The sequence below is a fragment of the Flavobacterium zubiriense genome, from assembly GCF_041729725.1.
Classification (GTDB): Bacteria; Bacteroidota; Bacteroidia; order Flavobacteriales; family Flavobacteriaceae; genus Flavobacterium; species Flavobacterium zubiriense.
The window spans coordinates 49,025-69,605 of record NZ_JBCFQL010000002.1 but is presented as its reverse complement, the minus strand read 5'-3'; the positions used below and the strand labels follow the sequence as shown (position 1 = coordinate 69,605).

The window sequence follows — 20,581 nt, the reverse complement described above, 5'->3', positions numbered from 1 at the left end:
GATTTAGGATTTTTATCTTGAGTTGCTAAAAATAACTAAAACCTACAACTTTAAAGCAAGTTATGGGGGAGTTTTAGAAATCAAATTTATTGTAAACATATTCTTCAAACCATAAAGGCAAATCTGTGGTGTGAAATTTAAATGCCTGACCTTGGTATATTTCGGCTAATAAATCCATCTTTTTACCTGAATTATCAAATAAAAAAGCTCGGTCAACTATTTTTATTGCATCCGAGAGATTTTCTAATGTTTTAAAATATCTTTTTTGAATTTTATCACTATCAACATTGTGACCTCCTTTTGCAACTCTTAATTGTACACGGTCAATATTTTTTTGATAATCATCAGTGCAGATAAAATAAAGGTAGGTTTTGAAACCTGATTTTTTTGCTATTTCTAATTCCCGAAGTTTAGAATCGTCACTCATTACGGTTTCGTATGAGAATGATTTATTTTCTTTTAAAAGTAGATGTCGGATGAATGATGCAGCAAAAGCCGCTTCATAACTATTTGTTTCCTTAGGTTTATTGACAATAAAATTTTCAGCTACAGTGATATCTATAATGTAGTTTCCTTGTTTAGCTTTTGTTAATAAGGATTGGCTATCACTTAATAGTATGAATTTTTCTAAATCTTCTTCTGTTACTTTTAGTCCAAAATCAGATAAATCGATTAGTCCTTTTGTTAGGAGTGCTTTTTCTATTTCATCGGCATTTATGAAAATACCCGAATTGTAGGTTTTACTTATTTTGTAATACAAAGATGTCTTACCAGAGCCATTGGGTCCAGCAAAAAGTCTAATTCTACTTTGATTTGACATACAAAATAGTTCCTTTTTTTATTTTTAGCGAAGAGCGTAAAGGTTTTCTATCTAAGTTTTCGATTTCTCCATTAGCGTTTTCGCGAACTACTTTATTTCCTTTTGTGTAAGTGAATGCTAAGCCTAAGGCTCTATTTTCTCTAATTGCATTTATTGCTGCCTGTTTGCCTGCTAATATTAAATTAGATACTTCTTTAGCATTAGATCGAAATACAATTTTTTTAGTCTGTTTTTCTCGTTGCATAATTGGGCATTTTAGTTCAATAACAAATATAAGGCTTTTTCTTTAGGTTACAATGTTGGAGTTTTGTCAAAGAGGGAAAGGTGTTATATTAACAAGACAATCTTTTTAGGCACGGAAAGAATTTTCACACTATCAGACCAGAATACAATTCTGCGCTCTCTGGTTTAATATTTTAATCTTCTGTATGTGTAAAAAATTATTGGATGTGATTTTTTATATTTGAGATATTTTTTAATTAACAAAAAGCGAATGGGATATTATAGTAATTTGGATATAGATTTTAGAGAAGCAGATAAAAATCCATTTATAGCTGATGTGTTGGGGATTACATATGAAGAATTATTGTTTTTAGATTATAAATTTTATATAGATACAAGTAAAAATGGGTTAATTCAAACTTATAGAATTGAATTTGATAAAGATTCACCGAAAGAAATTCTATCAAAGATTGATCGTTTAGAATATGGTTTTATAGTGTATATTCAGCCATATGAATTAGAATTTGGTGATTATTATCAAAGAGAATATGAATCTATTTCTAAAAATGATAGACACTTAGAAAAATTTAATTCTGAAATTGATAATCTAAAAGAACTTAGTAAATTAACGATAGAATCTGTCAATCTTACAAATGTTTTACATCGTCAAATTTGTATTGGAATTATTGGAACAATGGAGACATTTCTTTCTGAAGTTTTTATAAATTTGACAATGAATGATTCAGCTAATTTTCAGAGATTTGTTGAAAATCATCCCGAATTTAGAAAAAGAAAATTTGAATTACGTGATATTTTTAATGAACAAGATAAAATTAAGCAGACTGCTAAGGAAGTAATGCTTGATACTATTTATCATAATTTACCTTCTGTGAAAATAATGTTCATCTCTACATTTAAAATTAACTTCCCAGATATAGGAGAAGTTTATGAATATGTTATGATGCGACATGATTTAGTCCATAGAAATGGTAAAACTAAAGATGGTAAAAGTGTAATCACTGATGAGAAAGCTATACAAAAGATGATTCAATGTGTTTCAGAGTTTGTTTTGAAGATTAGTAAAGAATTAAATATTTTCGATTAGTAGTTTGTTATTTGTATTATAGACTTATCTATCATTAATAAGAAAGTTAAAAAAGAGGTTTTACTGCTTCGAATTTCCAATTTTTTTGTTGGGTTTCGGTATGGAAAGTCCAGGCAAGAATACGGCTGGTTTTTTGTCCTTGTGCCATATCGATGGTTTTTATTTGGGCAGCGTTGACTTTATTTAAGGTTTTATAAAGACTGCCAAGATGCGATTGTTTAGAAACCAAACTGGTAAACCACAGGCATTGCATTGGGTAGCGGGCGCTTTCGTAAATCATTTGAGTGATAAAACCGAGTTCGCCGCCTTCGCACCACAGTTCGCTATTTTGACCACCAAAATTTAAAACGGCTTTGGTCGATTTTTTGTTTTCTAAATTATTTACTTTTCGCAAGCTGCCTTTGCTGGCTTCTTCAGCTGATTTATGGAAAGGAGGATTACAAATCGTGAAAGCAAATTTATCTTCGGGAGTGATGATGTTTTTAAAAACAAATCGAGGTTCTAATTGTTGTTGCAAACTAATGGCTTCAATCAATTTAGGATTGGCTTCGATTATTTTACTGCAATTGTTTAAAGCTTTTTCGTCAATGTCAGTACCTACAAAACTCCAGTTGTAAACCACATTTCCAATAATCGGATAGATACAATTGGCACCAACACCAATGTCAAGTCCTTCTACTTCATCTCCTGTAGGGATAATTCCGTTGTTGCTTTCCGCTAATAAATCAGCAATGTAATGGATGTAATCGGCTCTGCCAGGAATAGGCGGGCAAAGGTAATCTTGAGGAATATCCCAGTTTTGAATGTCGTAATAGCTAATTAATAATGCCTTGTTCAAGGCTTTTACCGCTTGAGGATTACTGAAATCGATACTTTGCTTTGCCTGTTCGCTATCGCTCGAGTCTATTTGATGTTCATTAATGAAAACAAATGGTTTTAATTCAGGACAATTCCCGATTAGCAAGTCAAAATCATAGCGTAATCGATGTGGGTTCCTGGAATGTAAGTTGGTTTTCTCAGTAATTGCTTTAGACATTTTGGTTTTAATTTCGATGCAAAGGTACGATTTTCAAATTTGTTTCTAGCTTATACTTAGTTATTTGGGTATTAATTTATTGTAGTTATTTTGGAGTGCAATTTTAAGAAAATGTAATGATTTTGGGAATTCATCTTTATAGTCGATAAGGATTTTGAACACAGATTTAAGAAATTAAAATAATTTTATAAATTTTTCTAATCAGTGTTTCTTTATGATTCAACTAGTGTTTGTGTGAAAGATAAATCATTTAAACCATGAAGCGAGTTAAAAACACAACAAATCTTAATTTTCTTAAATACCTAAATGGTTTGAAAAAAATAATGTTCTTAATGTTTTCAGTAGAAACTATTTTATAAATTAATTAATCCATGCATTCCATCAACAATAAATCGCCTTCCTGGTGTTCAATAACCACCAAACCATCTTGAGCCACATGATTGCTGCTTCCAGTGCGATAACCAATAGTCAGGCTGTCATTTTTTAAAGGATAAAATAGGTTTTCTGAATGAATTCCGTTGACATGACCTATCGGAATTAACGAAATAGGCGTATTGGCAGTGTACCATTTTTCGAATTTTCGAGGCAGTAAAAAAACCTTAGAATGATCGTCTAAGATGACGATTTTTAATTTATTGCGGTAGCGAACAATATTAGTCAGATTAGTAATGGTATGATCGGCTCTTCTTCCTGTTGCCCAAACTACATTTGCCGCAGGAATATTTCTTTCTAACAAATAGTCAAACGCTTTTTCCAAATCAGTTTTGTCTTGGTCGGGCGCATGTACAATTTCCAGCGGATATTGTTTTTCTTTGTAGTAATCAGGATCAAAATCACGGTCGAAATCGCCTAACAAAACATCTACTTTTATTCCCAATTCAATCACACGTTCGATAGCAGAATCCAGCACAATAACCAGTGGAGACCATTCGAGCAATTGTCCTAATAATTCAGGATTGCAGGCAGCACCGTTAGCAATGATTAAAGCCGGTTCTTGATCGTCTCGAACAATGTGATGTGATGACAAAGGAATGTAGATTTAGGTTTCTGAGTTAGCAAATATAGCTAATTTTTTTACCGCAGATTAAAACATTAGCACAGATTAATTTGAGTGAATCAGTGTAATCTGCGGTAAAATGAAAATATTTCGAATGTTATAGACCTAATAGTTGATTGGATTAAATTGCCTTTGGTTTTAGTCAAATTTCTATGGCTATTTTGGCTAAAGCCAATTTAGTTGTAAATCTAAATTCCTAAAGTCAACGGCAATTGAAGTAATGGTTTTAAATTGAAATCTACTATTCAATCTCATAACGACGTATATCGGTTTCGCCTAAATAAAAATATCCCAACGGATAATTTTGAGGATTAGTTGTATTGACAATATTTCCTCGTATAGTTGCAGGCGGCGTTTGAAATGGACCTCCAGAATTGCCAATAATACCAATTAGAATATTCATGTAATTGTAATATTGTTTAGAAACACCATAGTGTGTTAACTCGATTAAATCTCCTGCTTTTAATTCGTCATTTTGAGAGCGACTTGAATTTTCATTTCCTTGAGAAAATCGGTCGTCGTCTACATTATAACTCACCGTAGCTTCATTTGAATATTCGTAACGATACAAATAATAATTGTCTGCGTCTGCTGGATCATTAAAAAAAGCTTTTATTTCAATATCTTTTCCTGTAAAACCTCCATTGTTGTTTTGCTCAATTCGGGTAATAGGAGCTAAGGATTGAAATATTTCCGTTCCTGAATAAGTTTCTCCATTATGAATAATATTTAGTGTATAAGTTTTTCCAATTTCAGGTTCGAAAGTCGTACAAGTATATTCGCCAGTGTTTGGAATTTCTTCAAAATCAAAAACAGTATTTTCGCTATTGGTTATAAAAACTGTTGCTCCTGTTACAATAGGAACTTCAGTGTCATAATAACCCGTGGTGGTGCTTAATTTTATTTTTTGAGCATTTCCTGTACTGCCTTTAATCCAGACGATTGATGCTTCAATAACTAAACGTGGAGCAGCGCTGTCCAATTCTAAATCGATTACTTCTTCGCAGCTGCTAAACAAACCGATAAAAAGTATTAAAAAGGGGAATAGTATTTTTTTCATTGTGATATGTTTTTTTTCGAAAGAAAATTTAGAATTTAAAATTATAACTTACCGCAGGTACAATTCCAAAAATGGATGTTTTTACCGCTTCATTCATAGCTGTATCCGTATTTTGTCTAAAGGCAATGGAAGCAGCATTCTGACGATTGTATAAGTTGTAAATACTAAAAACCCATTCGCCTTGCCAGTTTCTGCCTTTGTTTTTAGAGGGCGTTAAAGTAGCTGAAATATCTAAGTGGTGGTAAGTAGGCAAACGGTTTGCGTTGCGTAAACCATAGCTTGGCACAAAAATATCTCCATATTGGTATTTGCTATTTGGAAAGGTCACAGGCTGTCCGGATTGTAAGGAAAAATTAGCCCCAAAATCCCATTTTTCATTCAAATTATAAGCAGAAGTTATGGCTATATTGTGCGTTTTGTCATAAGCTGAATTGTACCATTTCCCATAATTAATTCCTATTTCTTCAGGAGTTCGACCCGGGGTTTGCTGTTCAGATTTAGATAAGGTATAGGAAACCCAACCGTTTAAACGACCTTCATTTTTCTTGAACATGAATTCCAAACCATAAGAACGCATTCTCCCGTTCAGGATAACTTGTTCGATAGCCTCATTGGCAATTAAATTGGCACCATCAATATAATCCATGCGGTTTTGGATTTTCTTGTAATAACTTTCTATTTCGATAGAATAATCGCCATTACTAATATTTTTGAAGTAACCAATCGCTACCTGATCAGCAATTTGTGGTTTTATGTAATTGTCACTTGGCATCCAGATGTCTAATGGAGTAGGCGAGGCGGTGTTAGAAACCAGTTGTAAATATTGTACCATGCGGTTGTAACTCGCTTTGATTGCTTGATCTTCTTTGAGTTGGTACGAAATTGAAAATCGCGGTTCGAAGTTGTCGTAACTTTTGATAGTTTTGTTTTTACCGTAAAATTTAGTGCCTATTGGAGTTGCTTTTTCGTAAATCTGAAATTCAGAATTGAAGGTAACAGGATTGTCGTTTTCGTATAAATTAACTGTCGAATTTCCAATTCGAGAAAACATACTATAACGCAAACCATAAGCAAGACTTAGTTTTTTAGTGATTCTGTTTTCGGCTTCAATATAAAGCGAAGGCTCAAAAGCATATTTTCTATCCAATTGGTCTGGATTGATACTGGATTCATCGTTAGATGGTTTAATAGTTCCCGGATTAAAATTGTAATAAAGAGCATTTACTCCATAATTTAATTTGAAATTATCAGAAATATAATGTTTAAAATCATATTTGATATTGTAGTTTTTAATACCGGAATCCCAATTGAAACCTACAAAATCCAACTCCAATCCATAATAATAATCACTATAGATTACAGAAAGATTCGAAAATAATTTATCAGAAAATAAATGATTCCAACGTAAATTTAAAGTGGTGTTTCCGTAAGTATTAGAGAAACTTTCGTTAATAGCAAAAACGTCACGACCAAAATAACCCGATAAGTAAATATTGTTGTTGTCGTTAATTTTATAGCTCATTTTGGTATTCAAATCATAAAAATAAGCCGAGTTGTCTTTTTGCTCTTCGGATAATTTTAGAAATAAATGCGCATAAGAAGCTCTACCACCAATTAAAAACGAACCTCTGTCTTTTACAATTGGACCTTCGGCAAGCAAACGGCTGGAAATTAATCCAATTCCACCATTCATGTGGAAATCTTTACTGTTTCCGTCTTTTTGATAAATATCTAAGACTGAAGACGCTCTTCCGCCAAAACGAGCTGGAATTCCACCCTTGTACAATTTTAAATCTTTGATAGCATCTGGATTAAAAACAGAGAAAAATCCAAAAACATGCGAAGAATTGTAAATAGTTGCTTCGTCTAGAAGAATTAAATTCTGGTCGGCACCGCCACCACGAACGTTAAAACCAGATGCGCCTTCGCCCGCATTTGTAACTCCTGGCAATAATAAAATTGATTTGATAACATCTACTTCTCCTAAAACTACAGGCATTTTTTTAATAGCAGCAATAGAAAGTTTGTTCACACTCATTTCGGGAGTTCGCGTATTCGCCCGACCTTGATTGTCTTTTATAACAACTTCGTCTAGCATTTCGCCGTTTTCATCAAGTGCTATATTCAGTTTAGTACTTTGGGTCAACGAAACGGTTTTTTGCACGTTTTGATAACCAATATAACTGATGTTTAAACTCTGACTTCCTTTTGGAACACTAATCGAATAAAAACCATATTCGTTAGTGGTTGTTCCAATTTTCAAATCAGGAAAGTAGAGGTTCACGCCAATTAAGGTTTCGTTATTTTTAGCATCTGTAATAATTCCGCTCAGAGTAAATTTGTCTTGCGCAAAAGTGGATATACCTATAAACAGAACAACGAAAAGGAGAATTTGTTTTTTTGTAATCATTTTATGATATTTGAATTGCAAATGTCTATTATTAAGATAGAAAAGCCAAGTCCACAACTGTTAATTTATGTTTAATATTGTGTGTTGTAACTTTTAATTCCTTCATTTAGATTTCAGAAACGCTTAAAATAGGTTCCGAATCTTGTTCTGGATGCTTTTTCAAATGTTGATTCACCCGACTAACTAAGAATATTGACAAAATCGATATTCCAATTATAATGAATCCCAACGTATTATAATGTTCTAATGGACTGAAATTATCTTTTTGAACCACAATTGTTCCTGCAAAGGCAGCGGCAATTCCGCCAGAAATTTGTTGTAAAGAAGAATTGATACTCATAAACGCCCCTCGATCTTCTTTGGCAGGAATAGAAGTCACTAAGGCAGTAGAAGGAACCATTCGGCTCATTACTCCCATCATCATCAAAACATTGACAATGGCAACCAACCAAAAAGGCGTTTCAGCAAGATTAGTGTAAATCGCAACGGTTATAATTGTCCAGATGGAAGCCACAGTAAAAATCTTGAATTTATCTATTTTATCGCTTAGTTTTCCAATAATTGGCATAATAATTAATGTAGAAAACCCTGCAATCATAAACAGAAGCGGAAGTTGTTGTTCGGTAATTTTTAAATTATTAATGGCAAAAGCACTTCCGAAAGGCATTAGCATAAATCCTCCAACGGAAAGAATTGCTGTTGCCGCAAACCCAATGCGGTATTCTCGTTTTGAAATGGTATGAATTAGATGTTGAAAAGCCGAATTTTTATTTGGTATCGCAAGATGTTCTGTGAGCGGTTTTAATTTCAATGCAATCAAAATAGCAATGATTGCTGCCATTGCTGCGACCCATAAAAAGGGAGCATGCCAGTCCCAGGCTGTGGCAATATAAAGTCCCAGTGGAATTCCTAATATCTGGCTTGCGCCAAAAGCCATTTGGATAAAACCCATTACACGACCACGCTGTTGCATCGAAAATAAATCGGTTACAATGGCCATCGAAATGGAACCAATAACGCCTCCAAATAGTCCAGTAAAAATTCTGGCAGCTACCAGAAACGCATAAGAATTAACCAATCCGCAAAGAATAGTTCCTAAGATAAATCCAGTATAAAAGAATAGTAATAATTTTTTTCTATCAAATTTATCAGCAAAACCAGCAGTAAGTAATCCTGAAACTCCAGCACTAAACGCATAAGCTGAAACTACCAAACCAAAATGAGTCGGCTTTAGTTGCATGCTTTTCATTAAAATATCACCCAATGGTGACATGACCATGAAATCCAAAATAACGGTAAATTGGGTAATGGCTAATATAAAAACAGCAAACTTTTGATAGGAAGTAAAAGGAACTGCTTGTTTTGTTGTGTTTTTCATTTGCTTATTCGCTTAATTCAGTACATTTAAAATCCTGTTCTGTTATTATTTTGATGATTAATTCGGCTGTTAAAGTCTTGCTTTCTATTCGTAATATCGAATCAACATCTTCCAAATCAATATTCCATTGCTCGATTTCATGATTTACGTTCAATACTTTGCTTATCACTTGTTTGTCTTTTTCAGTTTGGAGATTCGTTCCAAAAATGAAGAGGTTGTCAAAATTAGTTTCCATAAGTTAGAAATTTACGGTGTTAATGCTTTTATGACTAATTCAAATGTTTCATCAGTTATTTTCTTGTTGAGTTTAAAAAGACCTCCTCCAAAATTTTTTCCGTCTCTTTCAAAACCTAATAATGAGTATAATGGGCCATAAGCCATGCTCCAAAAGACTTCTTTTGAGACCGGAATTAATTCTTTCTTTTCCACTGCATTTCTAAAAAAGGTGCCCATAATGATTTTGAAATCCAATAGACTTTCTTCTAAAATGTATTCGCCATAACTGGAGTGGGTAAGCAGTTCCCAGCAATTGACTTCAAGTGGTTTGCTTTGAGCAAAACGGATTCTGTTCTCCCACTGTTTGTATAATCCTTCTTTGAAAGGCATTGTTGGAGAGAAATCTTTGGACATTTCATCGAAGAAATTTTTTCCAATTTCGATTCCAATTTTCTTTATTAAATCGTCTTTGTCTGAGTAATAAATGTATAAAGTCGCCACTGAAATGTTACTTTCTTTGGCTAATCGATTCATGCTAAAACCTTCGATTCCTTTTTCTACAAGTAATGCTATGGCTTTTTGTTTGACGATTTCTTCTTTATTACTGTCTCTAGTTCTCATTTGTTTTTTGAATTATGCGACAAAAGTATAATTTATAAGTGAATGTTCGTTTATTTATAAAAAAAATATTTTATGTTTTGAGTTGTTTTTGTGACTAAAGGTGTTTACAATAGGTATGAGGGAACACAGATTAGAGAAATTTATAAAATTATTCGAATTTCTCTAATCTGTGTTGCAAAAAAAATGAATTCCTAATTGGCTTGGTGATTGAATTTAATTAAAGAGCAAAAAAAAAGACAACCCTTTCGAGTTGTCTTTTGAATATTTGTATAAAAATAATTAAGCTGTTTTTAATACTGCTATTTTATCTAAAATTGCGTTTAAAGTTGCACTTGGACGCATTGCTTTGCTTACTAAAGCTGGATTTGGTTGGTAGTAACCGCCAATTTCTTGCGCTTTTCCTTGAGCACTAATTAATTCGGCATCAATTTTAGCTTCGTTTTCAGTCAGTTCTTTTGCAATTGGAGCAAAAATAGCTTGCAAGTCAGCATCTTTAGTTTGAGCTGCTAAAGCCTGAGCCCAGTATAAAGCTAAGTAAAAGTGAGAACCACGGTTGTCAATTTGACCTACTTTTCGAGCTGGAGATTTATCATTTTGCAAGAAAGCATCGTTAGCCTGATCTAAAGTTTCAGATAAAACAATTGCTTTTTCATTGTTCAAACTTTGTCCTAAATGTTCTAATGAAGCACCTAATGCTAAAAATTCTCCTAATGAATCCCAACGTAAATAGCCTTCTTCTGTAAACTGCTCTACGTGTTTTGGAGCTGATCCACCTGCACCTGTTTCGAATAATCCACCACCATTCATTAATGGAACGATAGATAACATTTTTGCAGAAGTACCTACTTCTAAAATTGGGAATAAATCAGTAAGGTAGTCACGCAATACGTTTCCAGTTACTGAGATAGTATCTAATCCTTTTATAAGTCTTTCACATGTAAATTCAGTAGCAGCAATTGGATTTAAGATACGGATATCTAATCCAGCTGTATCATAATCTTTCAAGTATAAGTTTACTTTTTCGATTAATTGTCTGTCGTGTGCTCTGTTTTCGTCTAACCAGAATACCGCAGGAGTATCAGACAAACGCGCTCTGTTTACCGCTAGTTTTACCCAGTCCTGAATAGGAGCATCTTTCGCTTGACACATTCTGAAAATGTCATTTGCTTCGACAGCTTGTTCCATTAAAACGTTTCCGTTTACATCTACTACACGAACTACTCCGTTAGCTGACATTTGGAAAGTTTTATCGTGAGATCCGTATTCTTCTGCTTTTTGCGCCATCAAACCTACGTTTGGAACAGATCCCATAGTGGTTGGGTCGAAAGCACCATTCTTTTTACAGAAATCAATTGTAGCAGTATATACACCAGCGTAAGAACGGTCTGGAATAATAGCGATAGTATCTTGTGGTTTTCCTTCTTTGTTCCACATTTGTCCAGAAGTACGAATCATGGCTGGCATAGAAGCATCAACAATTACATCTGAAGGGACATGAAGGTTAGTAATTCCTTTATCAGAATTCACCATGGCTAAAGCAGGACCATTTTCAATTGCCTGATTAATGGCAGCTTCTACTTCCGCTTGTTGTGGGTGACCTGCAATTTTTGCATAAACATCACCTAAACCATTTTTAGTGTTTACTCCTAATTCAGCAAATAAAGCAGCGTATTTTTCGAAAACAGCTGCGAAGTAAACTTCAACAATAGCTCCAAAGATAATTGGGTCAGAAACCTTCATCATCGTGGCTTTCAAGTGTACAGAAAGTAAAACTCCTTGTGCTTTAGCATCTGCGATTGTTTTAGCAACAAAAGATTTTAAAGCGTTTAGGTGCATTACTGAACTGTCAATAATTTCACCTGCTTTTAATGGTGTACTTGCTTTAAGAACAGTAGCTGTACCGTCTTGTCCAATAAATTCAATTTTTACATCAGTAGCTTCAGCCACAGTAAGTGATTGCTCACTTCCGTAAAAATCACCGCTTTCCATAGAAGCAACTGCTGTTTTTGAATCAGCAGACCAAGCTCCCATTGAATGTGGGTTTACTTTTGCGTAATTTTTCACTGCTTTTGGAGCTCTACGATCAGAGTTTCCTTCACGTAAAACAGGGTTTACAGCCGAACCTAATATTTTAGCGTATTTTGTTTTGATTGTTGCTTCAGCATCGTTTTGTGGAGCTTCTGGGTAATCAGGAACTTTGTATCCGTGTGCTTGCAATTCAGCAATAGCTCCTTTTAATTGAGGAACAGATGCAGAAACGTTTGGTAATTTGATAATGTTTGCTTCTGGAGCAGTAGCTAGTTTTCCTAATTCAGCCAATGAATCTTTTACTTTTTGATCCTCAGTTAAAAACTCTGGGAAATTAGCAAGGATACGAGCAGCAACAGAAATATCTTCTGTTTCAATTTCGATTCCTGCAGTTGCAGTAAAAGCCTCAACAATAGGTAAAAACGAATAAGTAGCTAACAAAGGTGCTTCGTCAGTTAATGTGTAAACAATCTTTGATTTTTGTGTCATTTTTTTAATTTTATAATCGTAATCCTTTAAAAAAGAATGTGAAATGTATTTTTTGCTTTGAAAAAAGCAGTGCAAAGATATGTAAATCAGACTAAAATACCGTCCGGTTTGTTATAGAAATAAGCGAATTATGGGATAACTAACTACAAGGCTTTAAAATGTTATTTTTTTTGAAGAATGCCTGTTTCTTTGAGGATGCTGTTCTGGATTTAGATATAATGCAAAAAAAAGTCCCAACATTGTCGGGACTTTTATGATAAAGAGACAATAAATTATCTTCTTTTGTCTTTGATTTTTGCTTTCTTACCAGTAAGTTCTCTGAAGTAGAAAATTCTAGCTCTACGTACAGCACCTTTCTTATTGATTTCAATTTTTTGTAAAGCTGGCAAGTTAACAGGGAAGATACGCTCAACACCTACTGCACCAGACATTTTACGAATTGTAAAAGTTTCAGTACTACCAGTACCTCTTCTTTGAATCACAACTCCTTTAAAGAACTGAGTTCTTGTTTTTTCACCCTCTTTAATTTCGTAGTAAACTGTAATTGTGTCTCCAGCTCCGAATTCAGGGAAATCTTTTCTTGTAACAAATTCGCTATTAACGAAATCTACTAAATTTGCCATTTTAATTGCTAATTATGGTTTTAAATCGAATCAACATTCACGGGTATCGCCAGAGGTTGATTAAATGTGGCTGCAAAAGTAAAAAAAAGTTATGAGTTATCAGTTATGAGTTGTGAAATATTTTCGTTAAAAAATTAGGAGTTATTTAAACAGTTAGACACATAACTCTTAACCTAATAACTTTTAACTTTCTTCCAATAAATCAGGTCTTCTATTTTTAGTGTGTTCGAAAGCCATGTCTTCACGCCATTTGTCAATTTTTGCAAAATTTCCGCTGGTTAAAACTTCTGGAACTTTCCATCCTTTATAATCGGCGGGTCTTGTATATATAGGTCCTGATAATAATCCGTCTTGAAAACTATCAGTTAAAGCTGAGGTTTCGTCGCTCAAAACTCCGGGAATCAATCGGATTAATGCGTCTGATAAAACCAAAGCGCCTAATTCGCCTCCACTTAATACATAATCGCCAATCGAGATTTCTTTGGTAATAAAATGATCACGTACTCTTTGATCTACCCCTTTATAATGTCCACACAAAATAATTATGTTTTCATACATAGACATGGTATTGGCCATTTTTTGGTTCAGAGTTTCTCCGTCAGGCGACATATAAATGATTTCGTCGTAACTTCTTTCGCTTTTTAAATGGGTAATACAAGCATCAATAGGTTGTACCGTCATTACCATTCCAGCACCGCCGCCATAAGGATAGTCATCCACACTTTTTTGTCGGTTAGTGGTGTAATCACGTAAATTATGAAAATGAACTTCCACTAAACCTTTGTCGATGGCGCGTTTCATAATCGAAGCTTCAAACGGGCTTCGTAATAATTCTGGGAGAACGGTAATAATGTCAATTCGCATGATAATCTTCCAATAGTTAGGCTGCAAAGATACAATTTGCAACTGTTTTTAGAAGACATTCTTTTGCGTTGATTTTATTTTCGAATGAGAAGCGGAATTCAAAGAAATTGTAAGGTTTCGCAAATAGTTTCTCATTGCTATTCAGTACAAGGTAAACAAAGAAATTGTAAGGTTTCGCAAATAGTTTCTCATTGCTATTCAGTACAAGGTAAACTTACAATTTTGAAAAATATAAAATGTTCTTTTTTTTAAATCATTGTTGTGGAATTAATTATTAAAAAATGGATTAAAATTTAGATAACTCAATCTTGTGTTTCTGTCTATACTTCTTAATTATTTAGTATTTTTATGCTCTAAAATAAATAACTTCATGATACAAATCTTCCCCAAAATGATTGTAATGAGCTCTTTTTTTATGTTGGCTTTATTACAAACGCAAAAAATAAATGCCCAAAATAATTCCACAAAAATGACAAATCCACTTTTACAAGAAAGTAAGTTACAATATCAGGCTCCGGTTTTTGATAAAATTAAAGACGAGCATTTTAAACCAGCATTTGATTACGGTTTGAAGATACACGAAAAAGAAATCGATAAAATAGCTAATAATCCAGCTAAACCTAGTTTCGAAAATACAGTATTAGCACTGGAGATAAGCGGATCTGATTTGAATAGGGCTAGGACAATCTTTAGTAATTTGGCAGCATCCAATACCAATCCAACTTTGCAGGCTATTGAAGAAGAATTTGCTCCAATATTTTCTGCTCACAGCGACAAAATGTACTTGAATAGTAAGCTTTACAATCGCATTAAAGCATTAGATTTGAATTATTTACAAGGAGAAGATAAGAGATTGACAGCCTATTATTTGCAACAATTTGAATTGGCTGGAGCCAATTTGTCTGCTGCGGATAAGGATAAAATGAAAAAAACTAACGAAGAGTTAGCTGGACTGGGCACTTTATTCAACAACAAGTTGTTGGTTGCCAGAAAAAATAGTGCGGTTTTATTTGATGATGTAGAAGATTTAGAAGGATTAAGTGCAGATGAAATTGCTGCAGCAAAAAACAGAGCAACCGAAGCAGGACAAGATGGGAAATATTTAATTTCATTATTAAATACTACGCAACAACCTTTGTTAGTGAGTCTTGTAAACAGAGCTACGCGGGAAAAAATATTTAAAGCTTCTTGGTATCGTTCAGAGAAAGAGGATGACGGAGATACTCGAGCAGTGTTAGAAAAAATGGCACAATTACGTTTGCAAAAAGCCAAATTGATGGGGAAGCCAAATTTTGCAGAATGGAAATTACAAAACCAAATGGCGAAAACACCCGCTCCAGCCATCGATTTGTTAGCAAAAATTGCAACTCCAGCTGTGGCAAAAGCTAAAGAAGAAGCAAAAGCAATTCAGGATTTAATCAATTCTCAAAACGGAGGATTTAAGCTAGAACCTTGGGATTGGGATTTTTATTCGGAACAAGTTCGAAAAGCAAAATATGATTTAGATCAAAACCAAATAAAACCTTATTTTGAATTGACTACGGTTCTTGAAAAAGGTGTTTTTTTTGCTGCCCAAAAAATGTACGGAATTACATTTGTAGAACGTCAGGATTTACCAGTGTATCATCCAGATGTCAAAGTCTATGAAGTTTTTGATGAAAATAAAAAATCAATAAGTATTTATTATCTAGATTTTTATACCAGAGACAATAAAAAAGGAGGAGCTTGGATGGATAATTTTGTAAATCAGTCTTTTTATCAAAAACAAAAACCAGTAATTGTCAATGTTTATAATTTCTCAAAACCAGTAGATGGAAATCCTTCCTTGATTAGTTCTGATGATGTGATAACAATGTTCCATGAATTTGGACATACGTTGCATGGTTTGTTTGCGAGCCAACAATATGCTTCCATTTCTGGTACTTCTGTACCAAGAGATTTTGTAGAATTTCCATCTCAAATTAATGAACACGCAGCTTTAGATCCCGAAGTTTTAAAGAATTATGCTATCCATTATCAAACCAAAGAAGATATTCCACAAGAATTAGTTGATAAGATAAAAAAGGCAGAGACTTTTAATAAAGGGTATGAAGTGACCGAGATTTTAGCAGCTTCTATATTAGATATGGCTTGGCATACGGTAGAAAATGAATCTGATTTTAAACCCACTTTAGAATTTGAAAAAGAAGCACTTCAAAAATACGGTTTACTAGTTAATGAAGTTCCTCCAAGATATCATTCAACTTATTTTCAACATATTTGGGGCGGAGATGGTTATTCGGCAGGTTACTATGCTTATACTTGGTCTAAAACTTTAGATTATAACGCTTATGACTGGATGATGGCTAACGGTGGAATGACTAGAACTAATTGTGACCGATTCAAAAAATATATTTTATCTGTTGGTAACAGTGTCGATTTAAACCAAGCATTCACGGAATTTATAGGACATGATATGCAAATAGAGCCCTATTTGAATAATGCAGGATTAACGCAGGAAAAATAAATTTTCTAGAATTTAAAATAAAGATTGAAGATTGGGTTGATTTGATATGTGCTTCGTTTTATTTAAAGAAAAGTAAATAACTTTTTATTTTGTATTAGTATTTTTGCAAAATGAATTTATCTCAAAAAAATGTCCTTTTTATGGCGGTAGCCACGGGACTAATAGTGGCTAATTTATATTATTGCCAACCTTTAATTGTTCTAATTGCGAATGAATTTAATATTCCTAATGCCGATGCAGGAACAATAACGTATTTAACCCAGGCAGGTTATGCTATCGGTTTGTTTTTTATGGTGCCTTTAGGAGATAAGATTGAAAGAAAAAGCCAAATTTTAATTACCACTTTTGCTACTGTAATTGCTTTGATAATTGCCGCTACAGCACAGAGTTTCTTGATTTTAGAAATCGCTTCTCTTTTAATAGGGATTACTTCTATTGTACCACAACTTATTTTGCCGTTGGCAGCTTCGTTGAGTAAGCCTGAACAAAGGGGTAAAGTGGTGGGAACTATTATGAGCGGTTTGCTAGTGGGAATTTTATTGTCCCGAACACTGAGCGGATTTATTGGCGAAGTATTAGGTTGGCGCGCTATGTTCTGGATTGCTTCTGGATTGTGTTTCCTGCTGTTTTTTATTATCCAAAAACAATTTCCTTATAATAAACCAGAATTTAAAGGTTCTTATGGACAATTGATTTCTTCTCTTTTTAGCTTAATTAAAGAACAACCGTTATTACGCGAAGCTACTTTAATCAATGTGTTTTCGTTTGCTCAGTTTGGTGCTTTTTGGACCACGATGGTTTTGTTGCTTTCAGCAGAACCCTTTTCATTTAATAGTGCCACTATTGGTCTTTTTGGAATTGTAGGTGCTTCGGGGGCTTTGGCGGCACCTTTAGTGGGGAAATTAGGAGATAAAGGCGGTTCCCGTATTGCTGTTGGTTACGGCTGTGCATTTATTGCGCTGAGTTTTATGATTTTCTATTTTTCAGGACAAAGTGTTATTGGTGTAATAATCGGAATCGTTTTGATTGATATTGGTTTACAAGGGGTACATATTTCGAATCAAACCCGGGTGTATTCGATAGTACCTGAAGCCAGAAACAGAATGAATACTGTTTTTATGTCTTTTAGCTTTTTAGGAACAGCTGCTGGTTCAGCTTATGGTTTGTTTTTATGGGAACTGGGCGGATGGCATGCAGTAACTTTAGGATGTTTGCTTTTATCAGCTTTGGCATTTACGGTTTATGGTACAACCTATAAATCCAAACGGAAAGCATTAGAAAGCAACAACGGATAAAAAATTAATTTGTAAATTTGCACTTCAATAAAAATTTTAAAAAATGGAAAACGGAATATACGCTAAATTCAACACCTCAAAAGGAGCTGTTTTAGTAAAATTAACTCACGATTTAACACCAGGAACTGTTGGTAACTTTGTAGCATTAGCGGAAGGAAATCTTGAAAATAATGTAAAACCTCAAGGGACAAAATATTATGATGGATTGAATTTTCATAGAGTTATTCCTGATTTTATGATCCAAGGAGGTTGCCCTCTTGGTTCAGGAACAGGAGATCCAGGTTATAAATTTGATGATGAGTTTCATCCAAGTTTAAAACACGATAAACCAGGAATTTTAGCTATGGCTAATTCAGGTCCAGGAACAAACGGTTCTCAATTTTACATCACTCACGTACCAACTTCTTGGTTAGACGGAAAACACACTGTTTTTGGTCATGTAGTAGAAGGTCAGGATGTAGTGGATGCTGTTGCTCAAGGAGATGCTTTAGAAACTTTAGAAATTATTAGAGTAGGAGAAGAAGCTCAAAAGTGGAATGCTGTTGAAGCTTTTCGTTCCTTTGAAGGAAATCGTAAAAAACGTTTGGAAGCTGAAAAAAATGCTGCTGAAGAAGCAATGGAAAAATTAGCTGCTGGATTTGAAAAAACAGAAAGCGGTTTGCGTTACCAATTCATCCAAAGAGGTGAAGGTAAAAAAGCAGAAAACGGAAAAACAGTTTCTGTTCACTACACTGGACAATTGCCTGATGGGAAAGTTTTTGATAGCTCTTACCCACGTAAAAAACCAATTGAATTTCCATTAGGAAGAGGAAATGTTATTGAAGGATGGGACGAAGGTATTGCTTTGTTGCAAGTAGGAGATAAAGCTCGTTTTGTAATTCCATCTCATTTAGGATACGGATCTCGTGGTGCAGGAGGAGTAATTCCACCAAATGCTACTTTGATTTTTGACGTTGAATTAATGGACGTAAAATAGTATTCAGTGATCAAGTTTCTAGTGGTCAGTTGATATAAATTAAGATCCCGACTCGTTTTTAAAAATGAGATTGGGATTTTTTTATGCCTTAACTTTAGACATAAAAAAACACCTTCATAAAGATGAGGTGTTTGTAAATCATAAAACTAGGTGTTTTTAGAGTTAGTCACTGCAATTACTTTTAGGGTTTTAATTCCAGATGGTAATTGCCATTCTACTTCGTCATTTTCTTTAAAACCAATTACAGCAACACATAGAGGTGCTAAAATAGAAATTTTACCTTCTTTAAGATTGGATTGTGAAGGCATAACAATTTGGATACTCATTTGTTTATTAGTCTTTATATCTTCAATTACAACATGAGAATTAATTCGGATGATATTTTCGTCTAAAATATTTTCTTCATTAATAATAGCCCTATCTAATTCTTGTGTTAGCAATGCAATTTCTCGAATGTTACTACTGTCTTTGGCTTTTTTTGTTAATTCACGTAGTTTGTTGTAATCTGTAATTGTTAAAATGGGAGTGGGTTTCATACTATTTAAATTTAAAAGTTATTTATAAAATAAAATCTCTTATCTCAGTTGCTACAATTGTTTTAGCACATGAAATAAAAAATAGTGAAAGAATAATTTGATTGGGAAATTCCAATCAAATAAAATATGTAATTAAAGAAATGAATCCTCCGCCTCGAAGAAAAATGGAATGGAGCGGAGGTCTAATTGATAAAGGCTTTGTTATGAGGAAAAAATGCAACAACGTTTTGCTTTCTTGAAGAAGAAAACAAAAAAGAAGGTGTCGCTGCAAGTTGAATAGTGGTCATAAATAATGATTTTCCTAAAACAAAGTTAGTTAAAGATTTATACTTTATGCTGTTATTTCCATTTAATATTACAGCCAAGACTTGGTTTTTGCTCAGGATTAATAGTTCTATTGTATAAAATTCCGTCAATTGCACCGCGCAAATCGCTTCCGCTTAAAGGAATTCCGTTTCCGGGACGGCTATCGTCCAGTTGGCCACGGTAAACTAATTTATCTTGGTTGTCAAATAAATAAAAATCGGGTGTGCAAGCAGCGTCATAGGCTTTAGCCACTTCTTGTGTGATGTCAAATAGATATGGAAACTCAAAGTTATTTTCGAATGCAAATTCGGTCATCAACTCAGGAGAATCTTGCGGATAATTCACCACATCATTACTTGAAATAGCAATAATTCCAATTCCTTGAACTCTGTAATCATTGGCAATTCGAATAATTTCATCTAATACATGATGTACAAAAGGGCAATGATTGCAAATAAAAAATACGAGCGTACCTTTCTCTCCTTTTAAATCAGCAAAAGTGAACCATTTTTTGTTATAAGTGGTGTCTTTTAAATAAAACTCAGGAGCTATCGTTCCTAATTCAAGCATGTTTGATGGAGTGCGTGCCATAGTTTTTTCTTTAGAGTTTAAAGTTACTAAAATAGATGACTATTTAGAAGTTAAAAACTAATTTTGAGTTTATAATATTTTTTTTAAATCAATTATGGGAACTAATTTAACCTGGGCAGAATTTGAAAAAGTAGCGATGCATGTCGGGACAATAATACATGTTACCGATTTTCCTGAGGCAAGAAAACCGGCATTTCGACTCACTATCGATTTTGGTGAAACTATTGGAATCAGAAAAACTTCGGCACAAATTACCAAAAGATATACTAAAGAAGTACTTTTAAATAGACAAATTGTTGCGGTTGTGAATTTCCCAAAAAAACAAATTGGAAAATTCATGAGCGAATGTCTGGTTTTAGGTGCTGTAGGTCAAGAAGGAGATGTTATCCTATTAGCTCCCGATTTTAAAATTGAAAATGGTTTACGAATAGGATAACACTGT

Annotated in this window: 19 protein-coding genes; 5 read left to right on the top strand and 14 right to left on the bottom strand. The window is 33.8% G+C overall.

Features of this window, described 5'->3' with window-relative positions:
- Positions 1-73: 73 nt before the first annotated feature.
- Both AAGV28_RS02295 and AAGV28_RS02290 read right to left on the bottom strand, forming a co-directional pair.
- The gene (locus AAGV28_RS02295; RefSeq protein ID WP_373405211.1) at positions 74-820 is read right to left on the bottom strand and encodes a hypothetical protein; all 747 of its coding nucleotides are present in this window, start codon (positions 818-820) and stop codon (positions 74-76) included.
- Positions 804-1,064 carry a hypothetical protein gene (locus AAGV28_RS02290; RefSeq protein ID WP_373405210.1) on the bottom strand — a complete coding sequence of 87 codons (261 nt, stop codon included), beginning with the start codon at positions 1,062-1,064 and terminating at the stop codon, positions 804-806. The genes AAGV28_RS02295 and AAGV28_RS02290 overlap by 17 nt, the downstream gene beginning before the upstream one ends.
- Before the next feature lie 249 nt (positions 1,065-1,313).
- Here AAGV28_RS02290 and AAGV28_RS02285 point away from each other — a divergent pair, with 249 nt between their 5' ends.
- Positions 1,314-2,147: a hypothetical protein gene (locus AAGV28_RS02285; protein WP_373405209.1), complete on the top strand. Its 834-nt coding sequence runs from the start codon at positions 1,314-1,316 to the stop codon at positions 2,145-2,147.
- 46 nt (positions 2,148-2,193) lie between these two features.
- On the opposite strand, the gene rlmF is transcribed toward AAGV28_RS02285, so the two are convergent.
- From rlmF to trmD, 10 genes are all read right to left on the bottom strand, one after another.
- Positions 2,194-3,183, bottom strand: a complete 990-nt coding sequence (gene rlmF, locus AAGV28_RS02280; protein WP_373405208.1) for a 23S rRNA (adenine(1618)-N(6))-methyltransferase RlmF — start codon at positions 3,181-3,183, stop codon at positions 2,194-2,196.
- Positions 3,184-3,547: 364 nt separating this feature from the next.
- Positions 3,548-4,210 (bottom strand): thiamine diphosphokinase, encoded by a 663-nt coding sequence (locus AAGV28_RS02275; protein ID WP_373405207.1) that lies wholly within the window; start codon positions 4,208-4,210, stop codon positions 3,548-3,550.
- A gap of 271 nt (positions 4,211-4,481) precedes the next feature.
- Positions 4,482-5,300 carry a DUF4249 domain-containing protein gene (locus tag AAGV28_RS02270; RefSeq protein ID WP_373405206.1) on the bottom strand — a complete coding sequence of 273 codons (819 nt, stop codon included), beginning with the start codon at positions 5,298-5,300 and terminating at the stop codon, positions 4,482-4,484.
- Positions 5,301-5,328: 28 nt separating this feature from the next.
- The gene (locus AAGV28_RS02265) at positions 5,329-7,710 is read right to left on the bottom strand and encodes a TonB-dependent receptor (RefSeq protein ID WP_373405205.1); all 2,382 of its coding nucleotides are present in this window, start codon (positions 7,708-7,710) and stop codon (positions 5,329-5,331) included.
- A gap of 106 nt (positions 7,711-7,816) precedes the next feature.
- A complete protein-coding gene (locus tag AAGV28_RS02260; protein ID WP_373405204.1) occupies positions 7,817-9,088 on the bottom strand; it encodes an MFS transporter in 1,272 nt (423 codons plus the stop codon).
- 4 nt (positions 9,089-9,092) lie between these two features.
- The gene (locus AAGV28_RS02255) at positions 9,093-9,323 is read right to left on the bottom strand and encodes a hypothetical protein (RefSeq protein ID WP_373405203.1); all 231 of its coding nucleotides are present in this window, start codon (positions 9,321-9,323) and stop codon (positions 9,093-9,095) included.
- Positions 9,324-9,334: 11 nt separating this feature from the next.
- The gene (locus AAGV28_RS02250; RefSeq protein ID WP_373405202.1) at positions 9,335-9,925 is read right to left on the bottom strand and encodes a TetR/AcrR family transcriptional regulator; all 591 of its coding nucleotides are present in this window, start codon (positions 9,923-9,925) and stop codon (positions 9,335-9,337) included.
- Positions 9,926-10,204: 279 nt separating this feature from the next.
- Positions 10,205-12,442: an NADP-dependent isocitrate dehydrogenase gene (locus tag AAGV28_RS02245; protein WP_373405201.1), complete on the bottom strand. Its 2,238-nt coding sequence runs from the start codon at positions 12,440-12,442 to the stop codon at positions 10,205-10,207.
- Positions 12,443-12,714: 272 nt separating this feature from the next.
- Positions 12,715-13,065, bottom strand: a complete 351-nt coding sequence (gene rplS, locus AAGV28_RS02240; RefSeq protein ID WP_373390936.1) for a 50S ribosomal protein L19 — start codon at positions 13,063-13,065, stop codon at positions 12,715-12,717.
- 183 nt (positions 13,066-13,248) lie between these two features.
- Complete coding sequence (trmD, locus tag AAGV28_RS02235) at positions 13,249-13,929, bottom strand: tRNA (guanosine(37)-N1)-methyltransferase TrmD (RefSeq protein ID WP_373405395.1); 681 nt, start codon at positions 13,927-13,929, stop codon at positions 13,249-13,251.
- A 415-nt stretch (positions 13,930-14,344) separates the two neighbouring features.
- Here trmD and AAGV28_RS02230 point away from each other — a divergent pair, with 415 nt between their 5' ends.
- From AAGV28_RS02230 to AAGV28_RS02220, 3 genes are all read left to right on the top strand, one after another.
- Positions 14,345-16,435: a M3 family metallopeptidase gene (locus AAGV28_RS02230; protein ID WP_373405394.1), complete on the top strand. Its 2,091-nt coding sequence runs from the start codon at positions 14,345-14,347 to the stop codon at positions 16,433-16,435.
- Between the two features lie 140 nt (positions 16,436-16,575).
- Positions 16,576-17,730 carry an MFS transporter gene (locus tag AAGV28_RS02225; protein ID WP_373405200.1) on the top strand — a complete coding sequence of 385 codons (1,155 nt, stop codon included), beginning with the start codon at positions 16,576-16,578 and terminating at the stop codon, positions 17,728-17,730.
- A 43-nt stretch (positions 17,731-17,773) separates the two neighbouring features.
- A complete protein-coding gene (locus AAGV28_RS02220) occupies positions 17,774-18,706 on the top strand; it encodes a peptidylprolyl isomerase (protein ID WP_373405199.1) in 933 nt (310 codons plus the stop codon).
- A 146-nt stretch (positions 18,707-18,852) separates the two neighbouring features.
- Here AAGV28_RS02220 and AAGV28_RS02215 read toward each other — a convergent pair whose 3' ends face one another.
- Both AAGV28_RS02215 and AAGV28_RS02210 read right to left on the bottom strand, forming a co-directional pair.
- On the bottom strand, positions 18,853-19,242 hold the full coding sequence (locus tag AAGV28_RS02215; RefSeq protein ID WP_373405198.1) for a GreA/GreB family elongation factor: 390 nt from the start codon (positions 19,240-19,242) through the stop codon (positions 18,853-18,855).
- 339 nt (positions 19,243-19,581) lie between these two features.
- Complete coding sequence (locus AAGV28_RS02210) at positions 19,582-20,139, bottom strand: thioredoxin family protein (protein ID WP_373405197.1); 558 nt, start codon at positions 20,137-20,139, stop codon at positions 19,582-19,584.
- A 94-nt stretch (positions 20,140-20,233) separates the two neighbouring features.
- Between AAGV28_RS02210 and AAGV28_RS02205 the strand changes: the two genes are divergently transcribed.
- Positions 20,234-20,575, top strand: coding sequence for a tRNA-binding protein (locus AAGV28_RS02205; RefSeq protein WP_373405196.1), 342 nt, complete (start codon positions 20,234-20,236; stop codon positions 20,573-20,575).
- The last annotated feature ends 6 nt before the right edge of the window (positions 20,576-20,581 follow it).

Bases quoted from the DNA above. Each gene is read 5' to 3' on its own strand.
- AAGV28_RS02295 (WP_373405211.1), bottom strand. From the start codon at position 820: ATGTCAAATCAAAGTAGAATTAGACTTTTTGCTGGACCCAATGGCTCT.
- AAGV28_RS02290 (WP_373405210.1), bottom strand. From the start codon at position 1,064: ATGCAACGAGAAAAACAGACTAAAAAAATTGTATTTCGATCTAATGCT.
- AAGV28_RS02285 (WP_373405209.1), top strand. From the start codon at position 1,314: ATGGGATATTATAGTAATTTGGATATAGATTTTAGAGAAGCAGATAAA.
- rlmF (WP_373405208.1), bottom strand. From the start codon at position 3,183: ATGTCTAAAGCAATTACTGAGAAAACCAACTTACATTCCAGGAACCCA.
- AAGV28_RS02270 (WP_373405206.1), bottom strand. From the start codon at position 5,300: ATGAAAAAAATACTATTCCCCTTTTTAATACTTTTTATCGGTTTGTTT.
- AAGV28_RS02265 (WP_373405205.1), bottom strand. From the start codon at position 7,710: ATGATTACAAAAAAACAAATTCTCCTTTTCGTTGTTCTGTTTATAGGT.
- AAGV28_RS02260 (WP_373405204.1), bottom strand. From the start codon at position 9,088: ATGAAAAACACAACAAAACAAGCAGTTCCTTTTACTTCCTATCAAAAG.
- AAGV28_RS02255 (WP_373405203.1), bottom strand. From the start codon at position 9,323: ATGGAAACTAATTTTGACAACCTCTTCATTTTTGGAACGAATCTCCAA.
- AAGV28_RS02250 (WP_373405202.1), bottom strand. From the start codon at position 9,925: ATGAGAACTAGAGACAGTAATAAAGAAGAAATCGTCAAACAAAAAGCC.
- AAGV28_RS02245 (WP_373405201.1), bottom strand. From the start codon at position 12,442: ATGACACAAAAATCAAAGATTGTTTACACATTAACTGACGAAGCACCT.
- rplS (WP_373390936.1), bottom strand. From the start codon at position 13,065: ATGGCAAATTTAGTAGATTTCGTTAATAGCGAATTTGTTACAAGAAAA.
- trmD (WP_373405395.1), bottom strand. From the start codon at position 13,929: ATGCGAATTGACATTATTACCGTTCTCCCAGAATTATTACGAAGCCCG.
- AAGV28_RS02230 (WP_373405394.1), top strand. From the start codon at position 14,345: ATGTTGGCTTTATTACAAACGCAAAAAATAAATGCCCAAAATAATTCC.
- AAGV28_RS02225 (WP_373405200.1), top strand. From the start codon at position 16,576: ATGGCGGTAGCCACGGGACTAATAGTGGCTAATTTATATTATTGCCAA.
- AAGV28_RS02220 (WP_373405199.1), top strand. From the start codon at position 17,774: ATGGAAAACGGAATATACGCTAAATTCAACACCTCAAAAGGAGCTGTT.
- AAGV28_RS02215 (WP_373405198.1), bottom strand. From the start codon at position 19,242: ATGAAACCCACTCCCATTTTAACAATTACAGATTACAACAAACTACGT.
- AAGV28_RS02210 (WP_373405197.1), bottom strand. From the start codon at position 20,139: ATGGCACGCACTCCATCAAACATGCTTGAATTAGGAACGATAGCTCCT.
- AAGV28_RS02205 (WP_373405196.1), top strand. From the start codon at position 20,234: ATGGGAACTAATTTAACCTGGGCAGAATTTGAAAAAGTAGCGATGCAT.